The 23,251-nt window shown below is 66.5% G+C and carries 17 protein-coding genes and 2 rRNA genes; 11 read left to right on the plus strand and 8 right to left on the minus strand.

Features of this window, described 5'->3' with window-relative positions; genetic code table 11:
• Window positions 1-63 precede the first annotated feature (63 nt).
• Window positions 64-1,353, plus strand: a complete 1,290-nt coding sequence (locus OG555_RS41120) for an MFS transporter (protein ID WP_329479346.1) — start codon at window positions 64-66, stop codon at window positions 1,351-1,353.
• A gap of 36 nt (window positions 1,354-1,389) precedes the next feature.
• Here the strand turns inward: OG555_RS41120 and OG555_RS41125 are convergent, their stop codons facing one another.
• On the minus strand, window positions 1,390-1,584 hold the full coding sequence (locus OG555_RS41125; protein ID WP_329479348.1) for a DEAD/DEAH box helicase: 195 nt from the start codon (window positions 1,582-1,584) through the stop codon (window positions 1,390-1,392).
• A 120-nt stretch (window positions 1,585-1,704) separates the two neighbouring features.
• On the opposite strand from OG555_RS41125, the gene OG555_RS41130 reads away from it, so the two are divergent.
• A complete protein-coding gene (locus tag OG555_RS41130) occupies window positions 1,705-3,039 on the plus strand; it encodes a GGDEF domain-containing protein (RefSeq protein ID WP_329479350.1) in 1,335 nt (444 codons plus the stop codon).
• Here the strand turns inward: OG555_RS41130 and OG555_RS41135 are convergent.
• Window positions 3,029-4,003: a zinc-binding dehydrogenase gene (locus tag OG555_RS41135; RefSeq protein WP_329479352.1), complete on the minus strand. Its 975-nt coding sequence runs from the start codon at window positions 4,001-4,003 to the stop codon at window positions 3,029-3,031. The genes OG555_RS41130 and OG555_RS41135 overlap by 11 nt on opposite strands.
• A gap of 133 nt (window positions 4,004-4,136) precedes the next feature.
• Here OG555_RS41135 and OG555_RS41140 point away from each other — a divergent pair, with 133 nt between their 5' ends.
• Window positions 4,137-7,016, plus strand: coding sequence for a DEAD/DEAH box helicase (locus OG555_RS41140; protein WP_329479354.1), 2,880 nt, complete (start codon window positions 4,137-4,139; stop codon window positions 7,014-7,016).
• Window positions 7,009-8,451 carry an SWIM zinc finger family protein gene (locus OG555_RS41145; protein ID WP_329479356.1) on the plus strand — a complete coding sequence of 481 codons (1,443 nt, stop codon included), beginning with the start codon at window positions 7,009-7,011 and terminating at the stop codon, window positions 8,449-8,451. The genes OG555_RS41140 and OG555_RS41145 overlap by 8 nt, the downstream gene beginning before the upstream one ends.
• Window positions 8,452-8,635: 184 nt before the next feature.
• Here the strand turns inward: OG555_RS41145 and OG555_RS41150 are convergent, their stop codons facing one another.
• Genes OG555_RS41150 through OG555_RS41160 form a run of 3 tightly spaced genes read right to left on the minus strand, consistent with a single transcriptional unit; the run spans window position 8,636 to window position 10,813 of the window.
• On the minus strand, window positions 8,636-8,986 hold the full coding sequence (locus OG555_RS41150; RefSeq protein ID WP_329479358.1) for an iron chaperone: 351 nt from the start codon (window positions 8,984-8,986) through the stop codon (window positions 8,636-8,638).
• Window positions 8,987-8,998: 12 nt separating this feature from the next.
• A complete protein-coding gene (locus OG555_RS41155) occupies window positions 8,999-9,973 on the minus strand; it encodes an SGNH/GDSL hydrolase family protein (RefSeq protein WP_329479360.1) in 975 nt (324 codons plus the stop codon).
• 45 nt (window positions 9,974-10,018) lie between these two features.
• Window positions 10,019-10,813, minus strand: coding sequence for a TrmH family RNA methyltransferase (locus OG555_RS41160; RefSeq protein WP_329479362.1), 795 nt, complete (start codon window positions 10,811-10,813; stop codon window positions 10,019-10,021).
• Window positions 10,814-11,207: 394 nt separating this feature from the next.
• On the opposite strand from OG555_RS41160, the gene OG555_RS41165 reads away from it, so the two are divergent.
• The 5 genes from OG555_RS41165 (at window position 11,208) to OG555_RS41185 (ending at window position 17,707) form a co-directional block, all read left to right on the plus strand.
• Window positions 11,208-12,398 carry a hypothetical protein gene (locus tag OG555_RS41165; RefSeq protein ID WP_329479364.1) on the plus strand — a complete coding sequence of 397 codons (1,191 nt, stop codon included), beginning with the start codon at window positions 11,208-11,210 and terminating at the stop codon, window positions 12,396-12,398.
• Window positions 12,395-13,069 carry a hypothetical protein gene (locus tag OG555_RS41170; protein WP_329479366.1) on the plus strand — a complete coding sequence of 225 codons (675 nt, stop codon included), beginning with the start codon at window positions 12,395-12,397 and terminating at the stop codon, window positions 13,067-13,069. Before OG555_RS41165 ends, OG555_RS41170 begins: the two co-directional genes overlap by 4 nt.
• Window positions 13,062-13,733 (plus strand): hypothetical protein, encoded by a 672-nt coding sequence (locus tag OG555_RS41175; protein ID WP_329479368.1) that lies wholly within the window; start codon window positions 13,062-13,064, stop codon window positions 13,731-13,733. Before OG555_RS41170 ends, OG555_RS41175 begins: the two co-directional genes overlap by 8 nt.
• Window positions 13,730-16,855, plus strand: coding sequence for a chromosome segregation ATPase (locus OG555_RS41180; RefSeq protein WP_329479370.1), 3,126 nt, complete (start codon window positions 13,730-13,732; stop codon window positions 16,853-16,855). Before OG555_RS41175 ends, OG555_RS41180 begins: the two co-directional genes overlap by 4 nt.
• Window positions 16,856-17,056: 201 nt before the next feature.
• Window positions 17,057-17,707 carry a hypothetical protein gene (locus tag OG555_RS41185; RefSeq protein WP_329479372.1) on the plus strand — a complete coding sequence of 217 codons (651 nt, stop codon included), beginning with the start codon at window positions 17,057-17,059 and terminating at the stop codon, window positions 17,705-17,707.
• A gap of 5 nt (window positions 17,708-17,712) precedes the next feature.
• Here the strand turns inward: OG555_RS41185 and OG555_RS41190 are convergent, their stop codons facing one another.
• Window positions 17,713-18,198 (minus strand): AAA family ATPase, encoded by a 486-nt coding sequence (locus OG555_RS41190; RefSeq protein ID WP_329479374.1) that lies wholly within the window; start codon window positions 18,196-18,198, stop codon window positions 17,713-17,715.
• 101 nt (window positions 18,199-18,299) lie between these two features.
• On the opposite strand from OG555_RS41190, the gene OG555_RS41195 reads away from it, so the two are divergent.
• The gene (locus OG555_RS41195) at window positions 18,300-19,304 is read left to right on the plus strand and encodes a hypothetical protein (RefSeq protein WP_329479376.1); all 1,005 of its coding nucleotides are present in this window, start codon (window positions 18,300-18,302) and stop codon (window positions 19,302-19,304) included.
• A 79-nt stretch (window positions 19,305-19,383) separates the two neighbouring features.
• Window positions 19,384-19,656 carry a helix-hairpin-helix domain-containing protein gene (locus OG555_RS41200; protein ID WP_329479378.1) on the plus strand — a complete coding sequence of 91 codons (273 nt, stop codon included), beginning with the start codon at window positions 19,384-19,386 and terminating at the stop codon, window positions 19,654-19,656.
• Between the two features lie 60 nt (window positions 19,657-19,716).
• On the opposite strand, the gene rrf is transcribed toward OG555_RS41200, so the two are convergent.
• A 5S ribosomal RNA gene (gene rrf / locus OG555_RS41205) occupies window positions 19,717-19,834 on the minus strand.
• Between the two features lie 171 nt (window positions 19,835-20,005).
• Window positions 20,006-23,131: ribosomal RNA gene (locus OG555_RS41210) — 23S ribosomal RNA — on the minus strand.
• Between the last annotated feature and the right edge of the window lie 120 nt (window positions 23,132-23,251).

A 23,251-nucleotide genomic window follows, 5' to 3' on the forward strand; every position in this document is an offset into this window, starting at 1 on the left:
GGGAAACCCTTTCAGTCACAGCCGGGATGTGTCGCGCCACGGATTGTGGTTAAGGTCTTAGGCATGGTGGGTGGGGTCATCGAGCGTGCGCGCTGGCGGGACGTGTTCGGGCACGCCGAGTTCAGGGCGTTGTTCCTGGCCGGCGTTCTATCCGTCGCAGGCGACCAGCTGGCGCGTGTGGCGCTGTCGGTCCTGGTCTTCGACCGCACCGACTCCGCAGGGCTGACCGCGCTCACCTACGCCCTGACCTACGTGCCAGACCTGCTGTTCGGGCCGCTACTGGCCGGAATCGCCGACCGGTATCCGCGTCGTACTGTGATGATCGTCACCGACCTCGCGCGGGCGGTTCTCGTTGCAGCCATGGCGATCCAGGCGTTGCCACTGGTGGTGGTCGTCCTGCTCCTGGTCGCTCTGCAGGCGTTCGGCTCGCCTTTCAACGCCGCACGAGCAGCGACGCTCCCCGCCGTACTCCCGGGGGATCACTACGTTCTGGGCAAGGCTGCGAACGACATGGTCGTCCAGTTCAGCCAGGTCCTCGGCTTCGGCACCGGTGGCCTGGTCGTCGTCGCCGTCGGGACGTCAGGCGGCCTCCTGCTGGACTCCGCGACTTTCCTGCTGTCCGCAGTGCTGATCGCGGTCGGCGTACGACGTCGCGCTGTGCCTGCCCGTGACACTGATGCGCCACCAACCAACTACTTCAAAGACCTGTCCGCGGGCGTCTCCCTGGTCGCCCGTACGCCGAAACTCCGCGCACTGGTCGTCCTGGCGACGATCGCCGGCTTCTACGTGACCGTGGAGGGCCTGGCGGTCCCCTACGCACACGAGATCGGCCAGGGCACCACAGCCGCGGGCCTCCTGCTGGCCGCGAGCCCGGCGGGCGCTGTCGCAGGTATGTGGCTCATCACCCTCTGGTCACCCGAGCGCCGCATGAACCTCCTGGGGCCGTTGGCCATGCTGGCGTGCGCTCCACTGATCGTCTGCTTCCTGGCGCCAGGTCTCGCCGTCACAGTGGTGCTGTGGGCAGTGTCAGGCCTCGCCTCGGCGTACCACCTGCCTACCAGTGCGGCGTTCGTCCAGGCAGTGCCCGACGCGCAGCGAGGACAGGCGTTCGGAGTCGCCAGCACAGCTCTCAAGAGCAGTCAGGGTGCAGGCATTCTGCTCGCGGGCCTGATCGCCAACGAGTCCTCGCCGTCGGTCGCACTGGGAGTGATGGGCGGCTTAGGCACGATCGCCGCCCTGGCGGCGGGCGCCGCGTGGACACGCGCCCGCCGATCCCGGGCCGGCACCGCTGAAAACGGTGCCGGACGAGTGGCCGGAGATTCAGGGGAAAATACCTCCGGACACGCTCCGTAAAATGTCAGTAAAGAAATTTCGGTGGGTAGCCGTGGATCACCATTCGTTGCCGCTGATGAACCATTCGTTACCGGATCCGCCGGACTGACGGAACCACTCGTTGCCACTCTGCGTGAACCACTCGTTCCCACCGTGGAACCACTCGTTCCCGCCGTGGAACCACTCGTTCCCGCCGGTGAACCACTCGTTGCCGCCGTGGAGCCACTCGTTGCCGGTGCTGATCTTCGCCATGGTGCTGATCCTTCCTTCGCCATCCGCCAGATGGAATTGATGCGGGTCGGGGGTGACCTCGCGTGAACAGTCAGTTACTATTCAAGAATTACCGCTCAGGTCTATCCGTGTGAGGCCACCATGATTCTGATCGGTCGGAGCAGGTGGGTGCCACCCCGCCACTGGAAGCTCTGGTCGTTGCCGCGTCCCGCGCTGAGTTATGTGCTCGGCGTCGACGCGGTCGCAGTCATCATCACCGCCTTGGCTGTGGCCTCGACGGTGTCCGGCGCCCGAACCGGCGTCAGGCCGTCCGAGTGGGCCGCCTTCGCGGTACTGGCCGCCGCCTCGGTGCTTCACCTCGAGTCTGCCCGCGGAATCGAGCGCCGACGCGAAATGGCGGCGAATACTTCGCCGTACACGAACCTGAAGAGCCTCTGGGTGTTCGCCGGCCTGCTGCTGCTCCCGCTCAGCCTGGTCGTCGCACTGATCGTCGTCTCGTACGGATACTCCTGGATCCGGGTCTATGGCCGGACCATCGCGCACCGCAAGGTGTTCTCCGCCAGCACGTTCATCTTGGCCAGTGCCGCGGCCGCCGCGGTGCTGCGGGCCGGAGGCCTGCTGTTCGAGCCGCGCGTGCCGACCGGACCGTGGTCCCTGCTCGTCGTAGTGGCCGCGGCCACTACATGGTGGCTGGTGAACTTCGCACTGGTGATCGGTGCGATCCTGCTGTCGTCTCCAGATGCCACCGCTCGTGGTGCTCTAGGCGATCTGGCCGACCAGCTTGTCGTGGTCGCGGGTCTCGGTCTCGGTGTGGCGGTTGCCGCGCTCCAGGCCTCGTACCCATGGGTGGTGCCCATCCTCATGGTGACAGTGCTGACGCTGCACCGCGACCTCCTCCTTCCGCAGTTCCAGCGGGCCGCGGGGACTGACGTCAAGACCGGTCTGGCGACCCCGGCGTACTGGGCCAGCGCTGTGCCGGTGGAGCTGGCTCGGGCCGAGACTCTGCGCAGCAGCGTGGGTCTGCTGATGCTGGACCTGGACAAGTTCAAGGAGATCAACGACACCTACGGTCATCCGGCCGGTGACCAGGCGTTGCGTGCGGTCGGCGAGAGCGTCCGCGCAGAAGTCCGGCAGGGTGATCTGGTCGCCCGCGTCGGCGGCGACGAGCTGGCGGTGCTGCTGCCTGGAGCCTCGGAGACCGAGGTCCTGGAGGTGGCCGAGCGGATCCGCGACCGGCTCAGCACCTTGAACGTGTCGGTGGCCACCACGACCGCCAGCACCGCTGTGATCGCCGGCGTGCCGGCCTCGTTCGGCGCGGCGGTGTACCCGGATGTCGCCGAGACGATGGACCAACTAGTACTCGCGGCAGACAACGCACTGCTGAGCGCCAAGCGGGACGGGCGGAACCGGATCGTCACCGCCCGGCCCATCCCGCCCGCTGTCACCGACCACAGTGATCAGCCGGTCACCGACTGACTCTGATCAGGGCCTTGCCGCGGAGGGTGCGGTTCTCCAAAGCGGTGTGCGCGTCGGCCACATGGTCGAGGTCGTAGACCTGGTCGATCACGGGGACGAGGTCGCCGGCGACTGCTCGCCTGATCACCTCGGCGCCGGTGACTGTCGTGGTGGTTGTATCGGCGCGGAGGTCGGCGATGCCCTTCACCGTGATCCCGCGGCGTTGCGCCTCGGTAGCGTCGTACGCCGCGAAGCCGCCACTCGGGGCACCGTGGGCCGAGAACCAGCCGCCGTCCCTGACCACTGTGAACGCGGTGGCGCCGAGCTCACCGCCGGCGCCTTCGAACACGATGTCGGCTCCGTGATTGTTCGTTGCCTCTAGCACCAACTTCTCCCAGCCGGACCTGCCGTAGTCGATCACCACGTCGGCGCGTTGCGCCCTGCTGAGGTCGAGCTTCCCCTGCCCGCGGGCGGCGGCGATGACATGCGCGCCGGCCTGGTGCGCCAACTGCGTCAGGAGCAGGCCCATGCCGCCGGCGGACGCGGTGATCAGCACCTCCTTGCCCTGCATCGGCGGCGCCAGTTCCTCGAGCATGAGAGCGGTGAAGCCGTCGCCGAAGACGGCGACTGCGGTCGCGATGTCCAGCTCGGTGGGCACTTCGACCAGATCGGCAGTTGTGAGCGCCAGCTCGGCGTGAGCGCCGAAGCCGATGGCTCGGCCCACGACGGTCTTACCGATCCACTCCCCCGGTACGTCGGCGCCGACCGCGCGGACCCGGCCGCCGAGGGAACCTCCCGGCACGTAGGGCGGTTTCACGTCGAAGAACTTGCTCTGCTGTCCCTTCCGGATGGCAGTCTCGACGAAGATGACGTCGGCGACCAACACCTCGACCAGGACCTGGCCGGCGACCGGAACCGGGTCCGGCCGGTCCTGGGTCTTGATCACGTCCGGGCCGCCGAACTCGGTCACCACTGCTGCGCGCATAGCGTGCTCCCTCATCGTTTGTGAACTCCGAGCGTGCAACCTCAACGCTGGTTCAGGTCAACTCGGGCGGTTTGTCCACAGGCTCGGTGTGACGGGCGGCAAGTTGTCGGTGGTCCGGCGTACTGTGCAGGGCATGTTCGACGCCGTCTTCGTTCCTGCCGACCCGCCGCGCGCGGGCCGGTTGGCGTTGTACGGCGGCCTCGCGGCGGCCGGTGAGGTCGCCGACGGGACGGTCGATCTCGTGCTGCCGAAGGGGTCGGCCGTGCGACGGACCACAGTGCCGGCCCGGCTGCTGCGGATCGATGAGGTTCTCTCGCGACTGGGGTCCGACGACGGAGCCAGCTCGGCGGCCGAATCGGCCAGCTCGGCGGTCGGCTCGGCTGGTTCGGCGGCGGGCTCGGCTAGTTGGGAGGCGTGGCGGGCGGCGGCGCTTGCCGGTCTGGGGCTGATCGGGCGGGGCCGGCTCGTCCCGGATCGAAGTCCTGACGGGTACGGCGCTTGGCGGGTGGCGCCGCTGGATCCGTTGGACCTCGGCTGGTTGCGGAACCTCGGCGCCGCGATGCCGGCGTACGGACATGCACTGCCGATCGAGGGAACGAGGCCCGTGCGGCTGATCGACCCGGAGCAGTTGGTGCGAGCGTTCTGGGACGCGCTGGCGGACACGCTCGTACGGACGCCGGCTGCTTCCGTCGCCGTACGTCCTGGTGCGGCTCCTTTCGCTTCGTCGGATCCGATAGAGCTGAGCGGACCTTCCGGGTGGCTGGACGAGACTGCTTTGAGTGAAGCGGCCGGCGCGCGGCTGGTGCTGCGGATCGAGCCGCCGTCCGAGTCAGTTGACGAGTTCCGGGCTGTGCTGCAGCTGCGGAGCGGCGTGGATCCGAGCCTCCTGCTCGATGTGTCGGACGTGTGGAACGCACCGGCCGCTGTGCTCTCCGCTCTTGGGGAGCGTGCGGAGACCGATCTGCTGCTGGCATTGCGGCGCGGGGCTCGGGTGTGGCCGCCGCTCGGTGCCGCGTTGCGCGATGCGGCGCCGGCGGAAGTCGGTGTTGATGATGCGGCGTTGGAGGAGTTGGCCGAAGGAAGCACGGCGTTGGAAGGCGCCGGGATCGAGGTGCTCTGGCCGACTGAACTCTTTGCCGGTGAACTGGCCGTGCGCGGGACTGTCGCGACGCCGGCTCCTGGTGCTGTGACCGGGCCGGACTTCAGCTTGACTGACCTGGTCGCGTTCAGATGGCGGCCGACGTTGGACGGGCAGGAGCTGACGGAGCAGGAGGTCGCCGCGCTCGCGGAGGCGAAGCGACCGATGGTCCGGATGCGAGGCCGCTGGGTCCGAGTCGATCACGACCTGGTCCGGAAGCTGCGTCGTGGTGGCACGCGAAAGCTGACCGGTGCGGAGGCGCTCGGTGCTGCATTGACCGGGACCATCGAGGTCGACGGCGAGCTCGTGGCGTTCGACGCCGACGGGTCGCTGGCGTCGATGCTCGCTCGGTTGCGCGCGGCCGAGGAGCCGGCGCCGTTCGTGGAGCCCATTGGGTTGCAGGCCACGCTGCGCGATTACCAGCGGCGCGGCGTCGCGTGGATGGCGCAGCTCGCGGATCTCGGTCTCGGCGGCTGTCTTGCCGACGACATGGGTCTGGGCAAGACGATCCAGGTCATCGCGTTGCACCTTCACCTGCTCGGACGCGGTCGTGGGCCGACGTTGGTGGTCTGCCCGTCGACGTTGCTGGGCACGTGGGAGCGGGAGTTCGCGCGCTTCGCGCCGGACGTGCCGACGCGGCGCTACCACGGAGCCGGGCGGACGTTGAGTGACCTGACTCCAGATGAGGTCGTGCTGACGACGTACGGCGTGGTGCGGCAGGACCATCGGGTTCTCGGTGAGGTGTTCTGGGGGCTCGCGGTCGCGGACGAGGCGCAGCACGCGAAGAACCCGTTGTCACGGACCGCGCGCTCGCTGAGGACGTTGCCGTCGGCAACGAGAATCGCCCTGACCGGGACACCGGTGGAGAACCGGTTGTCCGAGCTGTGGTCGATCCTGGACTGGGCGGCGCCCGGGTTGCTGGGGACACTCGATCGGTTCCGGCACGACGTCGCCGTACCCGTGGAGCGGTATCACGACGAGGAGGCGACCGCTCGGCTCGCGCGCGTGACGCGACCGTTCCTCCTCCGGCGGAAGAAGAGCGACCCCGGGATCGCGCCGGAGTTGCCGCAGAAGACCGAGCACGATGTCGTCGTACCGCTGACGACCGAGCAGGCGACGTTGTATCAAGCGGTCGCGAAGGAGACGCTGGCCAAGATCGAGTCCGCGGAAGGGATCGCGCGGCGCGGGCTGGTGCTCAGCCTGCTCACGCAGTTGAAGCAGGTGTGCAACCACCCGGCGCAGTTCCTGCACGAGCCGGGTCCGCTGGAGCGCCGGTCGGGCAAGCTCGCGGCGCTGGACGAACTCCTCGACGTGATCCTGGCCGAGGGCGAGTCGGTGCTGCTCTTCAGCCAGTACGTCGAGATGTGCCGGCTGATCGAGGCTCACCTGGCGGCGCGGCAGGTCAAGACGTTGTTCCTGCACGGCGGGATCGGCGTACGCAAGCGGGAGCAGCTGGTCTCGCAGTTCCAGGGCGGCGAGGCGCAGGTGTTCCTGCTGTCTTTGAAGGCCGGTGGAGTAGGCCTGACGCTGACACGTGCGACACATGTCGTCCACTACGACCGCTGGTGGAACCCAGCAGTCGAAGACCAAGCGACTGACCGCGCCTACCGCATCGGCCAGGACCGCCCGGTGCAGGTCCACCGCCTCGTCACCGAGAACACCCTGGAAGACCGCATCTCCACGGTCATAGCCGCCAAACGCAACCTGGCCGATGCGGTGGTTGGCTCGGGCGAGGCTTGGTTGAGTGAACTGTCCGACACCGAGCTGTCCGAGCTCGTCGAGCTGTCCACCACTCCTCTACGAGCCGGCGCCGCAGGTCCGCACAACCCATCAGCCGTTGGTCGCGTGTCCGCGGCCGGTGAGCCCGATGAGTGACCAACCACCCCGCAACCCCGCCGACGACCTGGACAACCAGAAGCCCCGGGAGGTGGCGGACCTGCGGGGCAGGCGTGGAAGATCCGACGACTCGGTGCCGCGGAGGGCATCGGGGTCGCTGGAGTTGTCGTCACCGGGTGGGCAGGCGGCGCGGGAAGTTCAGAGGGCTTCGGGTGAGCGGGCGCCGTGGCAGGGGTGGCGGCGGAAGGGAGACGAGGATGCCGGGCTGCCTGCGGCAAGGGGGCCAGGAAGTCGGCGGCCGTTTGGAGCTACGTGGTGGGGCCGGGCGTGGCTGGAGGCGCTGGAGCAGCGCGCTCGGCTGGATCCCGGTCGGCTCTCGCGCGGACGCTCGTACGCACGCCGCGGGAGTGTTCTGGAGCTGACCGTCACCCCAGGCGAGGTCGAGGCCGTCGTACAGGGCAGCCGCGTCACGCCGTACCAGGTGACGGTCCGCATCCGCGCCTTCTCGACCACCGAATGGGACGCCGTCCTCGACGTGGTCTCAGCCCAGATCGGCCGCGTGGCAGCGCTCCTCGACGGCGAGCTCCCACCCGAGGTCGTCGACGACGTCCACGCCGCCGGCTTGGACCTGCTACCAGGAGCAGGCGAGGTCCTCACCAACTGCAGCTGCCCCGACTTCGCCGTCCCCTGCAAACACTCCGCCGCGGTCTGCTACCTCGTAGCCGACGCCCTCGACGACGACCCGTTCGCGCTCCTGCTCCTCCGCGGCCGCCGCAAGGACGAACTCCTCACCGCGCTCCGCGCGCGGCGCTCGGCCCCAGCAGTCCCCACCACGGTTGTCCGCACTCCCCCACCCCCAGGCATCCCCGCGATAGCAGCCTTCGCCCGCTACCTCGCCTCCGAAGACGGAGCCAGCACCCCCGGCCCGGTTCCAGTGCCCGTTCCACCAAGACCAATGGGATCTCCCGGTACGCCGGCTGCCGTACGAGTCCTGGACCCACCACGATCCTCAGGCGTCGACGTACGAGACCTCGTCGTCCTGGCCACCGACGCCGCCCGACGAGCCTGGGAGCTCGCCTCCGGCGACGGCGACGGTGGTCTTGACCTGACCTTCGAACAGGATCTCGCCCGCCGTGCAGCCTTGGTCCTCGGTACGCCGGACCTCGCCGACCTCGCGCATCGAGCCGGCGTACCAGCCCGGCAACTCACGAGCTGGGCCGTCGCCTGGCGCGAAGCCGGCCCCGGCGGCCTCGCAGCCGCAGTCGACGAACCAACCGACGTCGACCCAGCATCCCTAACCGAAGCACTCGAAGCCCTTCCCGGTGCCACCATCCACGCCAACCGCGTCACCGCCGGCAAAACCCAACTCCGCCTCGGCGCCGACGCCCTCTGGTACCGCTTCAACCAACACTTCAACGACTGGACCCTGACCGGCCCACCCTCCCCCGACCCCCGCGACCTCCTGACGTCCTAGATGCGCCCGGTCCGCATCGTGAGCGATCGCGCCGGCGTTCGGGAGCTAGTGCCGCGCCAAGCAACACCAGGTCGCAACCGCGCCTGCGCCGTGGAAGGACCTCCCGGGGCGCGGTTGTCACGACCCGATTGGCACCGCCGAACGCGGTCGGCCCAGCTCCGTCGCAATCCAACGTTCCACAGCACTAGCCGTGGGCGGCGACGAAAGCCCGGGTCAGCCGGGTGATGACGTCGTACGGGATCGGGTCCTTCAGTGGGAACTTGAGGGTGCCCTTGCCGGAGCGGTAGGGCTCGATCGCGGTCGCGAGTGCGTCATCGACGGGCGGGATCGGGTAGACGGAGATGTGTTCCTTCCAGCCGCTGAAGTACAGCAGCGACTTCCCGTCGAGGGTGATCGTGGGGATCTGGTAGCTGATCTTCTCCCCCGCCCCGGGCACGGCCGCGTGGACAGTACGCCGTACCTGCTCCAGCACCTCTCGGACTTCCGTCGGGAACGACGCGATGTACTCGTCCACAGTCGAGAACTTCTCCGCCATACCCTCATCCTCTCAGCGCCGGAGCGAGGTGTGCTCCTCCAGCGCCGGGATCAGCAGGGCGGCGATCTTCGCGTGGCCGGCGGCGGTCGGATGGACGAGGTCGGTGCAGTCGTCCTCGGTGATCCAGCCGGTGGAGTCGATGCAGACGAGGTTCGGATCGTCGAGGGACTTCACCGCGGCCTGGATGGTCTCGGCATGCTTGCCGCTGAACGGGGTGAGCGCCACGATCGTCGTCTCCGGGTACGCAGAGCGCACCCGCGTGACGTAACCGGAGTATTCCTCCGGCTCCAGCGTCGGGTCGTTCACGCCGAGATTGATCACGACGACGTCGGCCGGCTCGACCCGTTCGGCGGGCGAGCCGGCGAAGTTCCAGCCGAACGAGTCCACCCCGGCCGGCACCTCGCCGTTGCCCGGCTTGCTGATCCCCTGACTCCCGAAGCCCACCTGGTACGACGTGGCGCCGAACGCGCGGGCGGTCAGATAGGCGTACGTCGTCGTACCGTCGGCGCCCTCCGACTCGGAGTGCGAGCTCAGCGACCGCACGCCCTGCGTGATCGAGTCACCGTAGAACTCGAGCCGCGGACCGACCGGCCGACCGCTCAGCCGCAGCCGCGAGTTCACGTCGAGCACGAGACCGGCGAACACCACCGCACACTCGAACGGCGGGTTCCACCTGTTGACGTGCTCGTTCACGTCCTTCACCACGACCTCGACCCGGTGCTGTCCGGTCGGCGCGGACAGCTCGACCACCGGGTCGTCGATCAGGTGGAGCTCCGGCTCGCCGTCGTCCACCGTGATCCACAGGTGCGGCGCGACGGTGAGGCCCTCCGTGTCGAACAGCAACTGGAGTCGTTCGCCCGCAAACGAGAACGAGATCCGCGAGCCGGAGTTGACGGTGATCGCCACTCCAGGCTGCTGACCCCACTGGCCTTCCAGGACGATGCGCGGATCTGACGGGACGACGACCTCGCCTGGCTCGAACGGCACGGGCACTCCTTGTTCATCGGTGGCGGTGTCATTCTGCCTGGCCTTTCACCAGCCTTCCTTCCGAGCCCGCGCTTCGAACAGGAGGATGCCGGCCGACAGCGCGACGTTGAGCGAATCCGCCTGGCCGAGCATCGGGATCGACACCGCGCCGAAGCCCTGCTCGTGCCACTCGCGCGACAAGCCCGCCCCCTCCGAACCGACGACGAAGGCCGTCGGTCCGTCGTACTGCGGGACCCGATAGCTACCCGTGGCCGCCGGGTCGGCGAGGTGGACGCGGAAGCCGTGGTCGCGCAACCAGGCCGCGGCTGCCGGGATGTCATCGAACTCCAGGACCGGTGTGGACAGGACAGTCCCACGACTGGCGGAGTACACGGCCGGGTGGCTCGGCCGGGCGCGCCGGCTGGTGAGGACGAGGCAGTCCGCCTTGGCCGCGTCGGCGGTACGGATCAGGGTGCCGAGGTTCCCGGCGTACTCGACTCCGTCGGCGACGAGCACCAGTGACTCGCTGGTGAACCGGAATGCGTGCGGCGTCCACACCGGCAGCCGGGCGATCGAGATCAACCCGTCGGAGCGGGTCTTGCGGGAGAGGCGGGCGAGCAGCTTCTCCGAGATGCGGTACACCTCGGCGGCGCGTTCCGCGATCCGATGTACGGCGGACGTCGTACTGGCCTCGGGGCACCAGAAGAAGGCGTCGATCGGGGCCTGGGTGGTGAGCAGGCGGTCGTGTTCCCAACTGCCTTCCACCATGATCCGGCCGGGTGAGGCGTCCTTGCGGACAGTGAGCAGATCGCGGACACGGGGGTGTTGCGCGCCGATCGAGCGCGCGTCATGCACGGTCATGTGCAAAGCTCCGGAAAGGAGAGAATCAGCAAGCGCGCCGGGGACCCTGTACTGGGCCCACACCGGCGTGGCGAACGCCCGAAGGCGCCGTGGGACTGACGCGGTCTACCTGGACCGCATCAGCCAAGGATTCTCTTCACACTCGGATGGTAAGCACCCCCGGCCACACCGTCATCCGGTTTTCCACAGGCCCTCCGCAACCCGCTCCCGGCCCGCCTGTGCAGTTGTCCACAGCTCGCCGCCAACCCGGTTTTGGTCTGTCGGTGCGAACCAGCCCACCCCGCCTTTGAGCTTGTCCACAGGTGCCGGGCAGCCCGGTTTTGGTCTGTCGGTTCGGGTGGTTAGAGTCCTTTTTCTCTGGTAGCCGGTCGCTATCACACGGGAGGGAGTACGGATGGACCCGACATTGCTGGACGCCGAGGCCGAGGCAGCAGTCCTCCGCGTCTACCGTCAGGTCTTCGCCGTCCTCGCCCGCGAGGCCGGCGCAATGATCGTCGACCCCGATCTCCTCGACGTCGATCAAGCGATCCTGGACGCCTTCGCCGAGGCCGGCAGCGACGGCCTCACCGTCGAGCAAGCCACGCTGGCCTGCCGCGCCTATCCGCACGACGTGATCGTCCGGCGCTTCGACGTACTCCGCCAGTACGGCGCAATCACCAAACTCGTCGACCGCCCGAACGAACTCCGCCACCGAGCCGCGTTCGCGCCCTACGTGATGCTCATGTTCCTGCGCCGCATGTCGGTCCAGGGCGGCCAAGCGGAGCTGCACCAACTGCTCACCCTGGAGGCCCACAGCGTCAGTGACCCACAGGCGACCTCTGAGCAAGGCCAGGCGTCCATCGAGCGACTGACCAAGGTCTTCCGCCTCCTCGGCAACGAGCTAGCCATCCTCGTCTCCACAAGCACCACCGCCCAACTCCGAGAGAACGCCCAGCTCGCCTGGGGCAACGAACGCCTGATCGAGCAAGCCGAGAAGGTCCACCGAATCGTCCTGGACCGTTGGCCAACCCTGCATCGCGCCTGCACCTCACTGCGAATGTCCCTGGCCGCGTATGCCGACGCCGTACAACTGGCCGCCGGGCGTTTGGTGGAGCGAGCAGGTACGACGCGCGCACTCGGCCTCCTGCCCATCGAAAGCTGGCTGACCTTCACACGAAGCAGCGAGCCGGACGTCCTGGCCGGCGTCCTAGACGGCCTGCTCTTCGACGCAGCCGCCCCAGACTTCTCGCCGCAAACAATGGTCGAGGCAGTAGAAACAGGCCGCCGCACCGGCACCGCCCGCATGGCGCCACCCCGTCCGACCGCAGACGCCGACGCCCCGGAATCGGCCGCCGCAACAGACCGCGAGGACCTACGCGCCGAAGCCGAACGCGTCCTAGCCGGCCGAACGTCCGTAAACATCGTCGAGGTCATAGACGACGCCGGCGACTGGCTCACCGCCCGCCGAGTGCTAGCCGAGCTAACAGCAGCCCACCTCCACGACGAACTCGACTACGAACTCGTCTGGTCCGACGGCATGCGAATAGACCCCACCGCCGGCACCCCCTGGGCCACCGAAGGCACCTTCCGCCGGGTGACCCGATGAGCACCCAGTCCTCGGACGGTGCCGAGCGACGATCGTCCGAGGCCGTGGAGCGGCGGCTGTATAACGCGTTGTGGTGGGCGAAGGTACAGTCTGCCGGCCCGCTCGAGGTCGAGCCGGACACACCGGCGGTCGCCGGCCTCACGCGGGCAGCATCGCCAGACGGCTCAACCGTCTGGCTCGTGCCCACGCTGCCCTCAGGCACCGGTCACACCGTCTTGGAGGAGCTCGGCACTCCCCCGGTCGCCGTCGAACAGCCAAACGAGACCGCCCGAGTCCTAGCAATCTGCGTCACCTGCTGCTGGACCGACCGCAGCGGCCCAGCCTGGCCGGGCTCGACAGGCACACTCGCCCAGATCAGATCCGTGTACGCCGCCATGCGCGGCCGCCCCGAGCAGCCCAGCGACCTGACCCTGATCATCGGCAGCCTCCGCCGCCTCCACGCCACCCACTGGCTCCTCTGGAACGAGAAAGCCGGCGAAGTCCGCCTGGGCCCCCGAGTCATCACCTGGACCCCCACCGACCAATCCACCCTCCGAGACCTCTGCCGCCACCTCCCCGACCCACCCCGACCCCTGCTGGCAACCCCCACCACCCCAACCCCAGACGCAGACCCCCTCTCCGCCGAAGCGAACCCGGCGCCGGCCTCCATCCGGGAGGGGTCCGATGAGTGAGCAGCATGTGTTGTTTGATTCGTTGTTGCTGGATTTGAGTGATCGGGCTCGGGATGAAGTGCTGGCTGCGTTCAGTGCAGTGCAGTACGCCGCGCACCCGGTGGCTGAAGTGCAGTTGGCTGGGCTCAGAGACGTGACGCTTCGGCGGCATGTGCAGAAGATGCTGAAGCTCATCGGGCGGACACTGGTCCACGTCGACGGCACCCATTGGACCTCCGGGTACGCCGACGACATCGCCGCGACGCTGACCGCCCAGGGCTGGCAGCCGCTGTCCGTCATCGACCGCGCAGTGCTCGTCCTCGTACTGATCCACTCGGTCGCGATCCCCCGCAGCGAAGGCATCCTGACCGGTGACAGCTGGAAGTCTGCCCGCCCCACGACGGTCGACGAGTTGCGGACGACCAGGATCAGCGGCGAGGAGCGACGTCTAGCACTTCAACGCCTCCGCGCCGCCGGCCTGATCCAACTCTCCGGCGACCACTCCGGCGGCCCCAGCTACATCCCCGGGCCACAACTCCAGCGACTCACCCCGGCCGCCCGCCGCCGCCTCCAAGACCAGCTGATCCTCGCCGCTGCCCCCGCGAGCCCCATCGCCGAAGCCATTCGAGCCCGCAACGGCAGCAGCCTCACGATCGACAGCAGCAGAGAAGAAGGAGCTATATGAGCAGCGCAGTAGAGGACGGTCCGTTCGACATCCTCGGGTCCAAGGTGCTGCTCGGCGTACAGGTCGTCGACTTGTCCCGCCTCTCGACGCACCCGATCCCGATGGTCGGCCAGGGCCTCGTCACGGTCGCCGGCCAGGGCCCGACCGACTCGAACGGCGCCGGCAAGTCCTCCTGGATCGCCGCGCTCAGCCTCCTGCACGCCGACGACCAGTGGCGCCTGACCAGCGGCGCTCCCGGCGCGGCCGAGCTACTGTTCACCGCCGAAGCCGCCGGCCAGGAGGGCAACTGGTCCAACGTCGACCGCGGCTACATCGTCGGCGTCTTCTCCGACCCCGACCTGACCGACCTCGCCGAGATCGAGGCGGCCGCGATCACCGTCTGGATCCGCATCAACCGCAAAGCCTCGTACATCGACCTGCGCTGGAAGAACGGCCTACACGTCCCGTACGGCGCAACCGAGGCCGAGCGTGCCGCCGGCGCCGATGCGCTGTGGGCCGCCCTCCCGCACTCGAACGGCCGCACCGACTTCCACGCCAACAAGCTGTCCACAGTCCTGTACGGCGGTCAGGTCCGATGCGTCTCGTTCTTGTCCACCTCGGTGCGGTCCAGCCCGACAGCCAACCTCCTGGCTGAGCCGCTCAACGAGCTCGGCCCGGCGCACATCTTCAACGCGATCGCCACCCTCACCGGTCTCGACCACGAGCTCGAGCAGGAGCAGGCACATCGATCCGCCGAGCACACCCAACGCGAGGCGACCAAGCAGGCGACGACCGACCTGCAGCGCTGGGAGCAGGAGATGGCGACCGTCGAGGCCGGCATCCTGCAGCGCGCCGCAGCCCGGGACGCGCTCGCCGCGGCGAAGGAGTCCTGGCAGGCTCGGAGCGCCCGGCACCTGATCGACGGCGCGGCACGGAACGACGAGATCCTGCAGGAACTCGCCGTACTCGACGAACGCGTCGCCGAGCAGGAGGCGCGACGCGAGGCCGTCGACTCCGAGATCGAAGCCTTCGGCAACGAGGAGCTCCTGCTGCGGGACGTTCAGCTGACGCGGCAGGAGCGCGACAAGCTGGATGCGCGTGACCGTGAGCTCGATCTGGCGCAGCGCTCGGTGCGTGAGCAGCTGGAGCGGCTCGGCCAGGAGCACCGCCGACTGGTGGACGCGGGACGTTCGGCGGACGGGCGTGACTTGGCCGCCGCGGCCGAGGAGCAGACCGAGGCACGCGCCGTACTCGAGGAGCACATCGGCCGGGAGCACGCGGCCCGGTCCGCGGTCGACCAGGCGACGGCCGAGCTGCGGGAGGCCGAGAGCGGCCAGACCGTATCGGCGCCACAGCAGCAGGTCCTCGAGAACGCCGGCATCGAGTGCGGTGCGCTCACCGACATCACCGAGCTGCCGTCCGCCGACCGAGCCGAGTGGGAGCCGCGACTCGCGCCGTACCGCGAGGCCGTTGTCATCGACGCCGGTGACGCTGCTGTCGCGTCGACTGCGCTGGCCGATGCCGGGTACGCCGGATTCCTTCTGGTACTCGCGAATCGGCCAGGCGCGACCCGTGAGGGTCAGCGCAGCGGCCCGAAGTCCGCCGACAAGCGCTTCACCCTGGATGCCTTCTTCGCTGCGATCGGCGAACGCGCGACCAAGGACAACATCGACGACGTCGCCGGCGTCGTCGCGGTCGGGCAGTTCGACGAACCGCTGACCGGCCGGACCGCCCGGATCGAGGCCGCCCACCGCCGGCTCGAGGCCACGGTCGAGGCCCGGGCCGTCACGTCCGCGGCGCTGGAGCAGGCGCGATCCCGAGTCGACCAGGCAGAACGTCGTACGGCGGCGGCCCGCGCACTGGCCGACGCCGAATCGGTCCAGGAGCAGGTCCTCGCGCTCCGCGAGACGATCGACCGGCACGAGACCGACCGTGATTCACTGGCGCCGCAACTCCAGGCCGCCAAGGATTCCGCCGAGACCGCCGCCGGTCAGCAGCTCGTCCGGGATGAACGCCTCAAGAACCTCGAGGCGGCCCGCCGCGACCACGAGCGGATCCTCGACGACCTGACCGGCCGCCGGCTCACGCTGCTGGAGGAGCAGACCTCGCTCGACCTGACGACCCGGACCACGGCCTGGGGCACGACGCCCGCCGAGGCCGAGGAGTTCATTCTCGGTCTGCCCGACGACGCGCAACGCCGTATGACGGCCGACTGGAACCACCAGGCCTGCACGCAGCTCGACGACGTCATCCGCCGGTGCTTCCCGAACGCGCGATCCCGCGAGGAGATCCCGGCCGAACTCTGGGAGATCCTCAACGGCCCGGACGGCTGGACGAACGGCACCCTCGGCGCCCGCGTCGGCCTGGTCCCGGCACTGCAGCGGACGCTGAGCAGCCACCTCGCGCAGCACGAGACGTTCGACAGCCTGCAGCAACAGCAGATCGCCAACCAGCGCGCCGAACGGAACGCCGCCCTCGAGCGCGCCCGCGAGGGCCTGGCGGAGTCCGAGAGCACCGCCCGCGCCCACCGCGCCTCCCTCGCCGACGGCATCAAGGCGCGGCTCCGCCTGGTCTCCCAGGAGTTCGACCGCCTCGACCAGCAGTACGGCGGGTACGGCGCGAAACTGGAGTTCCCGGAGCCCGACCCGCCCGCCGAGCCGGACAAGCCGTGGCGCTGGACGGTCACGCCGAAGTGGCGGCGTTCGGAGGGCGGGCCGTTCTCCGCGTTCAACGTGAAGGGCAACACGGCCCAGATGGACGAGAAGGCGGTCAAGCTCGTGTGCGCGGCCGCGCTCGCCGGTGGTTCGGACCGGCCGCTGCTGCTGATCCTCGACGAGCTGGGGCGAAACCTCGGTTCCCAGCACCGCCGTGAGGCCGTCGCCTTGTTCGAGCAGATCGGTCGCGACCGGAACATCACCGTCATCGGTGCGCTGCAGGACGACATGGAGCGCTACGCCCTGTCGTCGTCCCGCCTCTACGTCAAGCTCCGCCGGAGCTCCGACACCATGGCGTACAACCAGGCACCCGTCGTCAAGGGCAACGAGGACTACGCCGGCCGCGTGGAACTCCTCCGCGAGTGGCTGACCTCCTACCGCGGCGTCACCCCGACCCTCGACCTCGCGTCGCCGACCCTCACGTCTTGACACCTGTCCAGACTTTGGCTGGGTGGTTACCAAAATCGGACCCCGGTGCTGACCCCCGAACCGCCGGTGCCTCAAACTAGTTCGGTGACAGCTCCAGAGGACCGCCGTAAGCGCTCACACCGGGTGCGCGGAGCTCTGGCCAACGGCTCGATCATCGGCGTACCGTCTCAGATCCGGCCACCTCACGATCGGAGGGCGTGAATGGCATCTTGGCTGCTCCGCGCCCAGTGGACCCATCGTGACGAGTCCGTCGAGCACCGCGCGCTGCGCGTGGGCCGCACGCTGACCGCGGTCGCGGTGGCGTTCCCCGACGTACACAACTGGACCCAGGACGAACGCTGGGGCTACCACGTCCTCGAGGCCGACGCTGCGACCCCGCTCCAGGAGATGGTCGAGGCGACCACCAAGGTCCTCGCGAACGGTTCCAGCACCACCCGTCTGCATCTGCAGAGCACCGGCGAGCTGCCCTGGCTGTTCGACCTGTCGATGGGCGGGACGCTCACCACGGTCTCCGACCAGCTCACGCTGCACTGGAGCGACGAGGACGCACTCGCGCAGTCCGAGCGGTTCGCCCAGGTCCTCCGCGCGGTCGTGACGATCTGGGAACCGCAGTGGGCCAGCATCGCCGACACCGAGCTCGCTGCCGCGGCCGGGGTCTTCCGCCGCGGCATTCCGATGATGGGCTGGCTCACCTACGTCCGCGGCCTCGTGGCCGGTGCCCACGGCATCGACATCACGCTGACCCCGTTCGAGCGCGGCACACTGCTCCAGGCCCCGGTCGCCCCTGCCGATCTCACTCCGGTCCATATCTGCGCCGCAGCCGCTTTGGTCGGTATCGCCCCCGAGGAGTAGACCGCTTACTCGGTCACAACGACCTGGTGATCCCACCGCGCCAGCTCCGCGGCACTCGGTACGTGAAACTGAGCGGCGTACTCCACCAACTCCTCCCGGCTGATCGCGAACGTCCCGGCCGGCAACGCCGCGTTGCGCGCGTGCAGCCGCTCCCACAACACATCCAACGGCAGATCCAGTACGACGATCTCCGTGCGCGCACCGACTTCTTGGGCCCGCGTCCGGAACAAGTCCCGCTCAGTCTCCGACCAGCACCCATAGTCCAGGATCACGCTGGCGCCCAGCGTCAATGCCCGGGCCGCTAGACCCCAGAACAGTTGCGACTCCAGCACCCAGCGCCGACCGTTGTCCTCGCTCACCCCGAGCAACGCTTCCATCCACTCATCCGGCGTAAACCGGAGCGCCGCCCGCTCAACCTCCAACCGTCGCGCGACCGTCGTCTTCCCCGCCCCCGGCAACCCCACGATCAGCACCATCGCCGCATTCTCCATCCGCAGACCCTACGCATGCGGCTGTTGATGTTGGCAACGGGTTTCCCCAGGTTCGGCGGTGGGCAGGCGTTCTACACAACCCGCCCCACGGAGGACCGCCCATGCTCATCAGACTTCTGACCTGCTCAGCGCTGCTTCTGGCCACTGTCTCGGCACCCGCAGCCGCCGACGCCCCGCCGTCGGATCCGGCGCGCGCCGAGCTTCGCTCGATCGTGGAGAACGTGAGCGGCGCGACCGGCAAGCGGTACGCGGTGCACGACGACGCCGGACACGTGATGGACACGGTCAAGATCATCCAGGACGCGACTGGTGGCTACCTCGCCGTCTCCCATCATCTGGCGGCCGACGGCCACTTCCGGGTCAACCTCGCCACCTCGACCGATCTACTGAACTGGCATTGGGTCCGCGAACTCGCGGGAAGTAACACCGGACCGGCGTCGCAGCCGACGATCGCCCAGGCATCGAACGGCGGCTTCGTGATGGCCTGGGAGCAGGAGCAGCCCGGGGGTGGCAACAACCACCTCGCCTTCCGCTACTTCGCCAGCCGCACCGACCTGCTGGCCGGCCAGGTGACGCGGTCCTTCGACGCTCCCCGTCAGTTGTCGTCCTGCGCCGAAGGCACGCCGAACATCTACGGGATCACGCTCGCTCCCGATATCGACCATTCGACGATCGACATCGGTGGGCACTACTGGTGGAACTGCGACCGGGACAGGCAGCAACGCGGACAGCTGACCAACTTCAGCTCCTGGAGTACGGCGGCGCAGCCGAACTACGACAACGCCCTGCTGTACTGGGGTGTCGGTGGCAACATCGGCGACCGCGACCAGGCTGTGTTCCGCGGCTGCAGCTTCGGTCTGATCGAGGGTCAATTCACCAAGGGCGACTTCGGCTCCTGGCGCATGTTCGTGTACGACTATCAGACCGGCAACGCCGATCAGACCACTATCCGGACCGACGGCGGCAGCACGGCCTTCGCGAATCCGACCGTGACTGCTTTGAACGCACCGAACGGGCAGCCGGCCATCCTGGTCAGTCTCTTCATCCCAAGCCAAGGCGCCGCCGCTGGCGAATCAGGCGAACTCATCTACTACCAGACCTACTGAGCCTGGTCTGATGTCGTCAAACGGGGTCGGTGTCCGAAACCTTCAAGACACCAGACTCCGCACGAGTGACGATCGACAGATGCCACCCACTCCAACAACCTCAGATCTGACGACCCTCATGAACGTCGGCCGGGCAGTAGCCGGCTACCTGCGGCGTGCCGATATCACCGAAGTCCGCCAGCTGGCCGGCCGCGACCAGGTCGACATCTACGACACCATCTGCACCGTCGACGGACGCCGCCACGATCCGTGCCTCCTCGACACCATCATGTCGGCCGTGGACCAAGCCAACGGCAACCCCGCCCGCCCGTGGTGGACCTACACTCCCACCCGCAAGCAGCTGCTTGGTTGAGGACCATCGGGACATGTGTTAAGGGCCACCCCTTACGGGGTGGCCCTTAACAGTGTGAATGTCCGGCGGCGTCCTACTCTCCCACGATCTCCCGATCGCAGTACCATCGGCGCTGTCGGGCTTAACTTCCAGGTTCGGAATGGAGACTGGGTGTTTCCCCGACGCTATGGCCACCGAAACTCTATAGAAATATCAACCAACCATCCTGCCAAGCCACAAACCCCGTGTGGGGTTTGGTGGGCTGGGGGTTGACCGTATTTCGGGAACCGTACAGTGGACGCGAATGCTTCTCTCAGTTACGTAGCGCAGTGTCTTCTGGGGGCTTGCTTACCCACCATGGGTGGGTGTGTGTGACAAGCCCTCGGCCTATTAGTACCAGTCAGCTCCACATCTTGCGATGCTTCCACTTCTGGCCTATCAACCCAGTGGTCTACTGGGGGCCTTACCCGGTTAACCCGGTGGGAGACCTCATCTTGAAGCGTGCTTCCCGCTTAGATGCTTTCAGCGGTTATCACTCCCGAACGTAGCCAACCAGCCGTGCTCCTGGCGGAACAACTGGCACACCAGAGGTTCGTCCACCCCGGTCCTCTCGTACTAGGGGCAGCCCTTCTCAAGTCTCCTGCGCGCGCAGCGGATAGGGACCGAACTGTCTCACGACGTTCTAAACCCAGCTCGCGTGCCGCTTTAATGGGCGAACAGCCCAACCCTTGGGACCTACTCCAGCCCCAGGATGCGACGAGCCGACATCGAGGTGCCAAACCATCCCGTCGATATGGACTCTTGGGGAAGATCAGCCTGTTATCCCCGGGGTACCTTTTATCCGTTGAGCGACGGTGCTCCCACATGCCACCGCCGGATCACTAGTTCCGACTTTCGTCCCTGCTCGACATGTCTGTCTCACAGTCAAGCTCCCTTGTGCACTTACACTCGACACCTGATTGCCAACCAGGCTGAGGGAACCTTTGAGCGCCTCCGTTACCTTTTAGGAGGCGACCGCCCCAGTCAAACTACCCACCAGGCACTGTCCCTGATCCGGATAACGGACCAAAGTTAGACAGCCAGAACAACCAGAGTGGTATTTCAACGATGACTCCACCCGAACTGGCGTCCGAGTTTCACAGTCTCCCACCTATCCTACACAAGTTGTACCGACCACCAATACCAAGTTGTAGTAAAGGTCCCGGGGTCTTTCCGTCCTGCTGCGCGTAACGAGCATCTTTACTCGTAATGCAATTTCGCCGAGTCCACGGTTGAGACAGCGCCCAAGTCGTTACGCCATTCGTGCAGGTCGGAACTTACCCGACAAGGAATTTCGCTACCTTAGGATGGTTATAGTTACCACCGCCGTTTACTGGCGCTTAAGTTCAAAGCTTCGCCGGCCTAAGCCGACTAACCTGTCCCCTTAACGTTCCAGCACCGGGCAGGCGTCAGTCCGTATACATCGAATTACTTCTTCGCACGGACCTGTGTTTTTAGTAAACAGTCGCTTGGGCCTGGTCTCTGCGGCCATCACCGCGTCGGTGAGCAAGTCACCTAACGGATCCGGCCCCCCTTCTCCCGAAGTTACGGGGGCATTTTGCCGAGTTCCTTAACCATGGTTCACTCGATCGCCTTGGTATTCTCTACCTGATCACCTGTGTCGGTTTGGGGTACGGGCGGCTCTAACACTCACTGCGAAGTTTTTCTCGGCAGCATGGGATCATCCACTTCCCCTAAACGGGTCCGCCTCGGCTCTCAGGCTATGTGAGACACGGATTTGCCTATGCCTCGCCCTACCACCTTGCCCGCGGATCAGCTTGCGCCTACCATCGCCGCGGTTGGACTACCCTCCTGCGTCACTCCTCAATGCACCTACTACCACCTCGGGTCAAACCGTCCACCACTCAGCCCGAAGGCGTCATGGATTCTGGTCCTTAGCATCAGCGGGTTCGGTCGGGTCGTGTTAATGCCGGTACGGGAATATCAACCCGTTGTCCATCGACTACGCCTGTCGGCCTCGCCTTAGGTCCCGACTTACCCAGGGCAGATTAGCTTGACCCTGGAACCCTTGATCATCCGGCGGACGGGTTTCTCACCCGTCATTCGCTACTCATGCCTGCATTCTCACTCGTGCAGCATCCACAACTCCATCACTAGGCTGCTTCACACGCTGCACGACGCTCCCCTACCCATCCACACACCTGGATGCCGTCCGAAGACAACACCTGGTACGAGTGTGAATGCCACAGCTTCGGCGGATTGCTTGAGCCCCGCTACATTGTCGGCGCGGAATCACTTGACCAGTGAGCTATTACGCACTCTTTCAAGGGTGGCTGCTTCTAAGCCAACCTCCTGGTTGTCTGGGCAACTCCACATCCTTTTCCACTTAGCAATCGCTTAGGGGCCTTAGCTGGTGATCTGGGCTGTTTCCCTCTCGACTACGGAGCTTATCCCCCGCAGTCTCACTGCCGCGCTCTCACTTACCGGCATTCGGAGTTTGGCTGATTTCGGTAAGCCGGTAAGCCCCCTAGACCATCCAGTGCTCTACCTCCGGTAAGAAACACGCGACGCTGCACCTATATGCATTTCGGGGAGAACCAGCTATCACGGAGTTTGATTGGCCTTTCACCCCTATCCACAGGTCATCCCCCAGGTTTTCAACCCTGGTGGGTTCGGTCCTCCACGCGGTCTTACCCACGCTTCAACCTGCCCATGGATAGATCACTCCGCTTCGGGTCTAGAGCATGCGACTAAAGCGCCCTATTCAGACTCGCTTTCGCTACGGCTACCCCACACGGGTTAACCTCGCCACACACCACTAACTCGCAGGCTCATTCTTCAAAAGGCACGCCGTCACACCCCACAAGGAGATGCTCCGACGGATTGTAGGCAATCGGTTTCAGGTACTATTTCACTCCCCTCCCGGGGTACTTTTCATCTTTCCCTCACGGTACTAGTCCGCTATCGGTCACCAAGAAGTATTTAGGCTTAGCGGGTGGTCCCGCCAGATTCACACGGGATTTCAAGAGTCCCGTGCTACTTGGGAAAACACTCGAGAGTCACTGTCTTACGCCTACAGGGCTATAACCCACTACGGCTCGACATTCCAGAAGATTCGACTTCAACAGCGATTTATAACTCTCTGGTCTCACGGCATTAAGACCCGAATGCTCCCACAACCCCATATACGCAACGCACGCCGGCTATCACACGCACATGGTTTAGCCTCATCCGCTTTCGCTCGCCACTACTCACGGAATCACTATTGTTTTCTCTTCCTGCGGGTACTGAGATGTTTCACTTCCCCGCGTTCCCTCCAGAACCCTATGTGTTCAGGCACTGGTAACTGGCTTTAGAATGCCAGCTGGGTTTCCCCATTCGGACACCCCCGGATCACAGCTCGGTTGCCAACTCCCCGGGGCTTATCGCAGGCTCCAACGTCCTTCATCGGCTCTTGGTACCAAGACATCCACCGATTGCCCTTAGTAGCTTGTCACAAAAACAAACAACAAAAGACAAAATTACGCTACAAAGAGATGCTCGCGTCCACTATACAGTTCTCAAAATACGGGCAGGAACACCAACCCTTAAACCACCACACACATGATCGAGCACA

Origin of the sequence: Kribbella sp. NBC_01484, from assembly GCF_036227145.1 — a bacterium.
Classification (GTDB): domain Bacteria; phylum Actinomycetota; class Actinomycetes; order Propionibacteriales; family Kribbellaceae; genus Kribbella.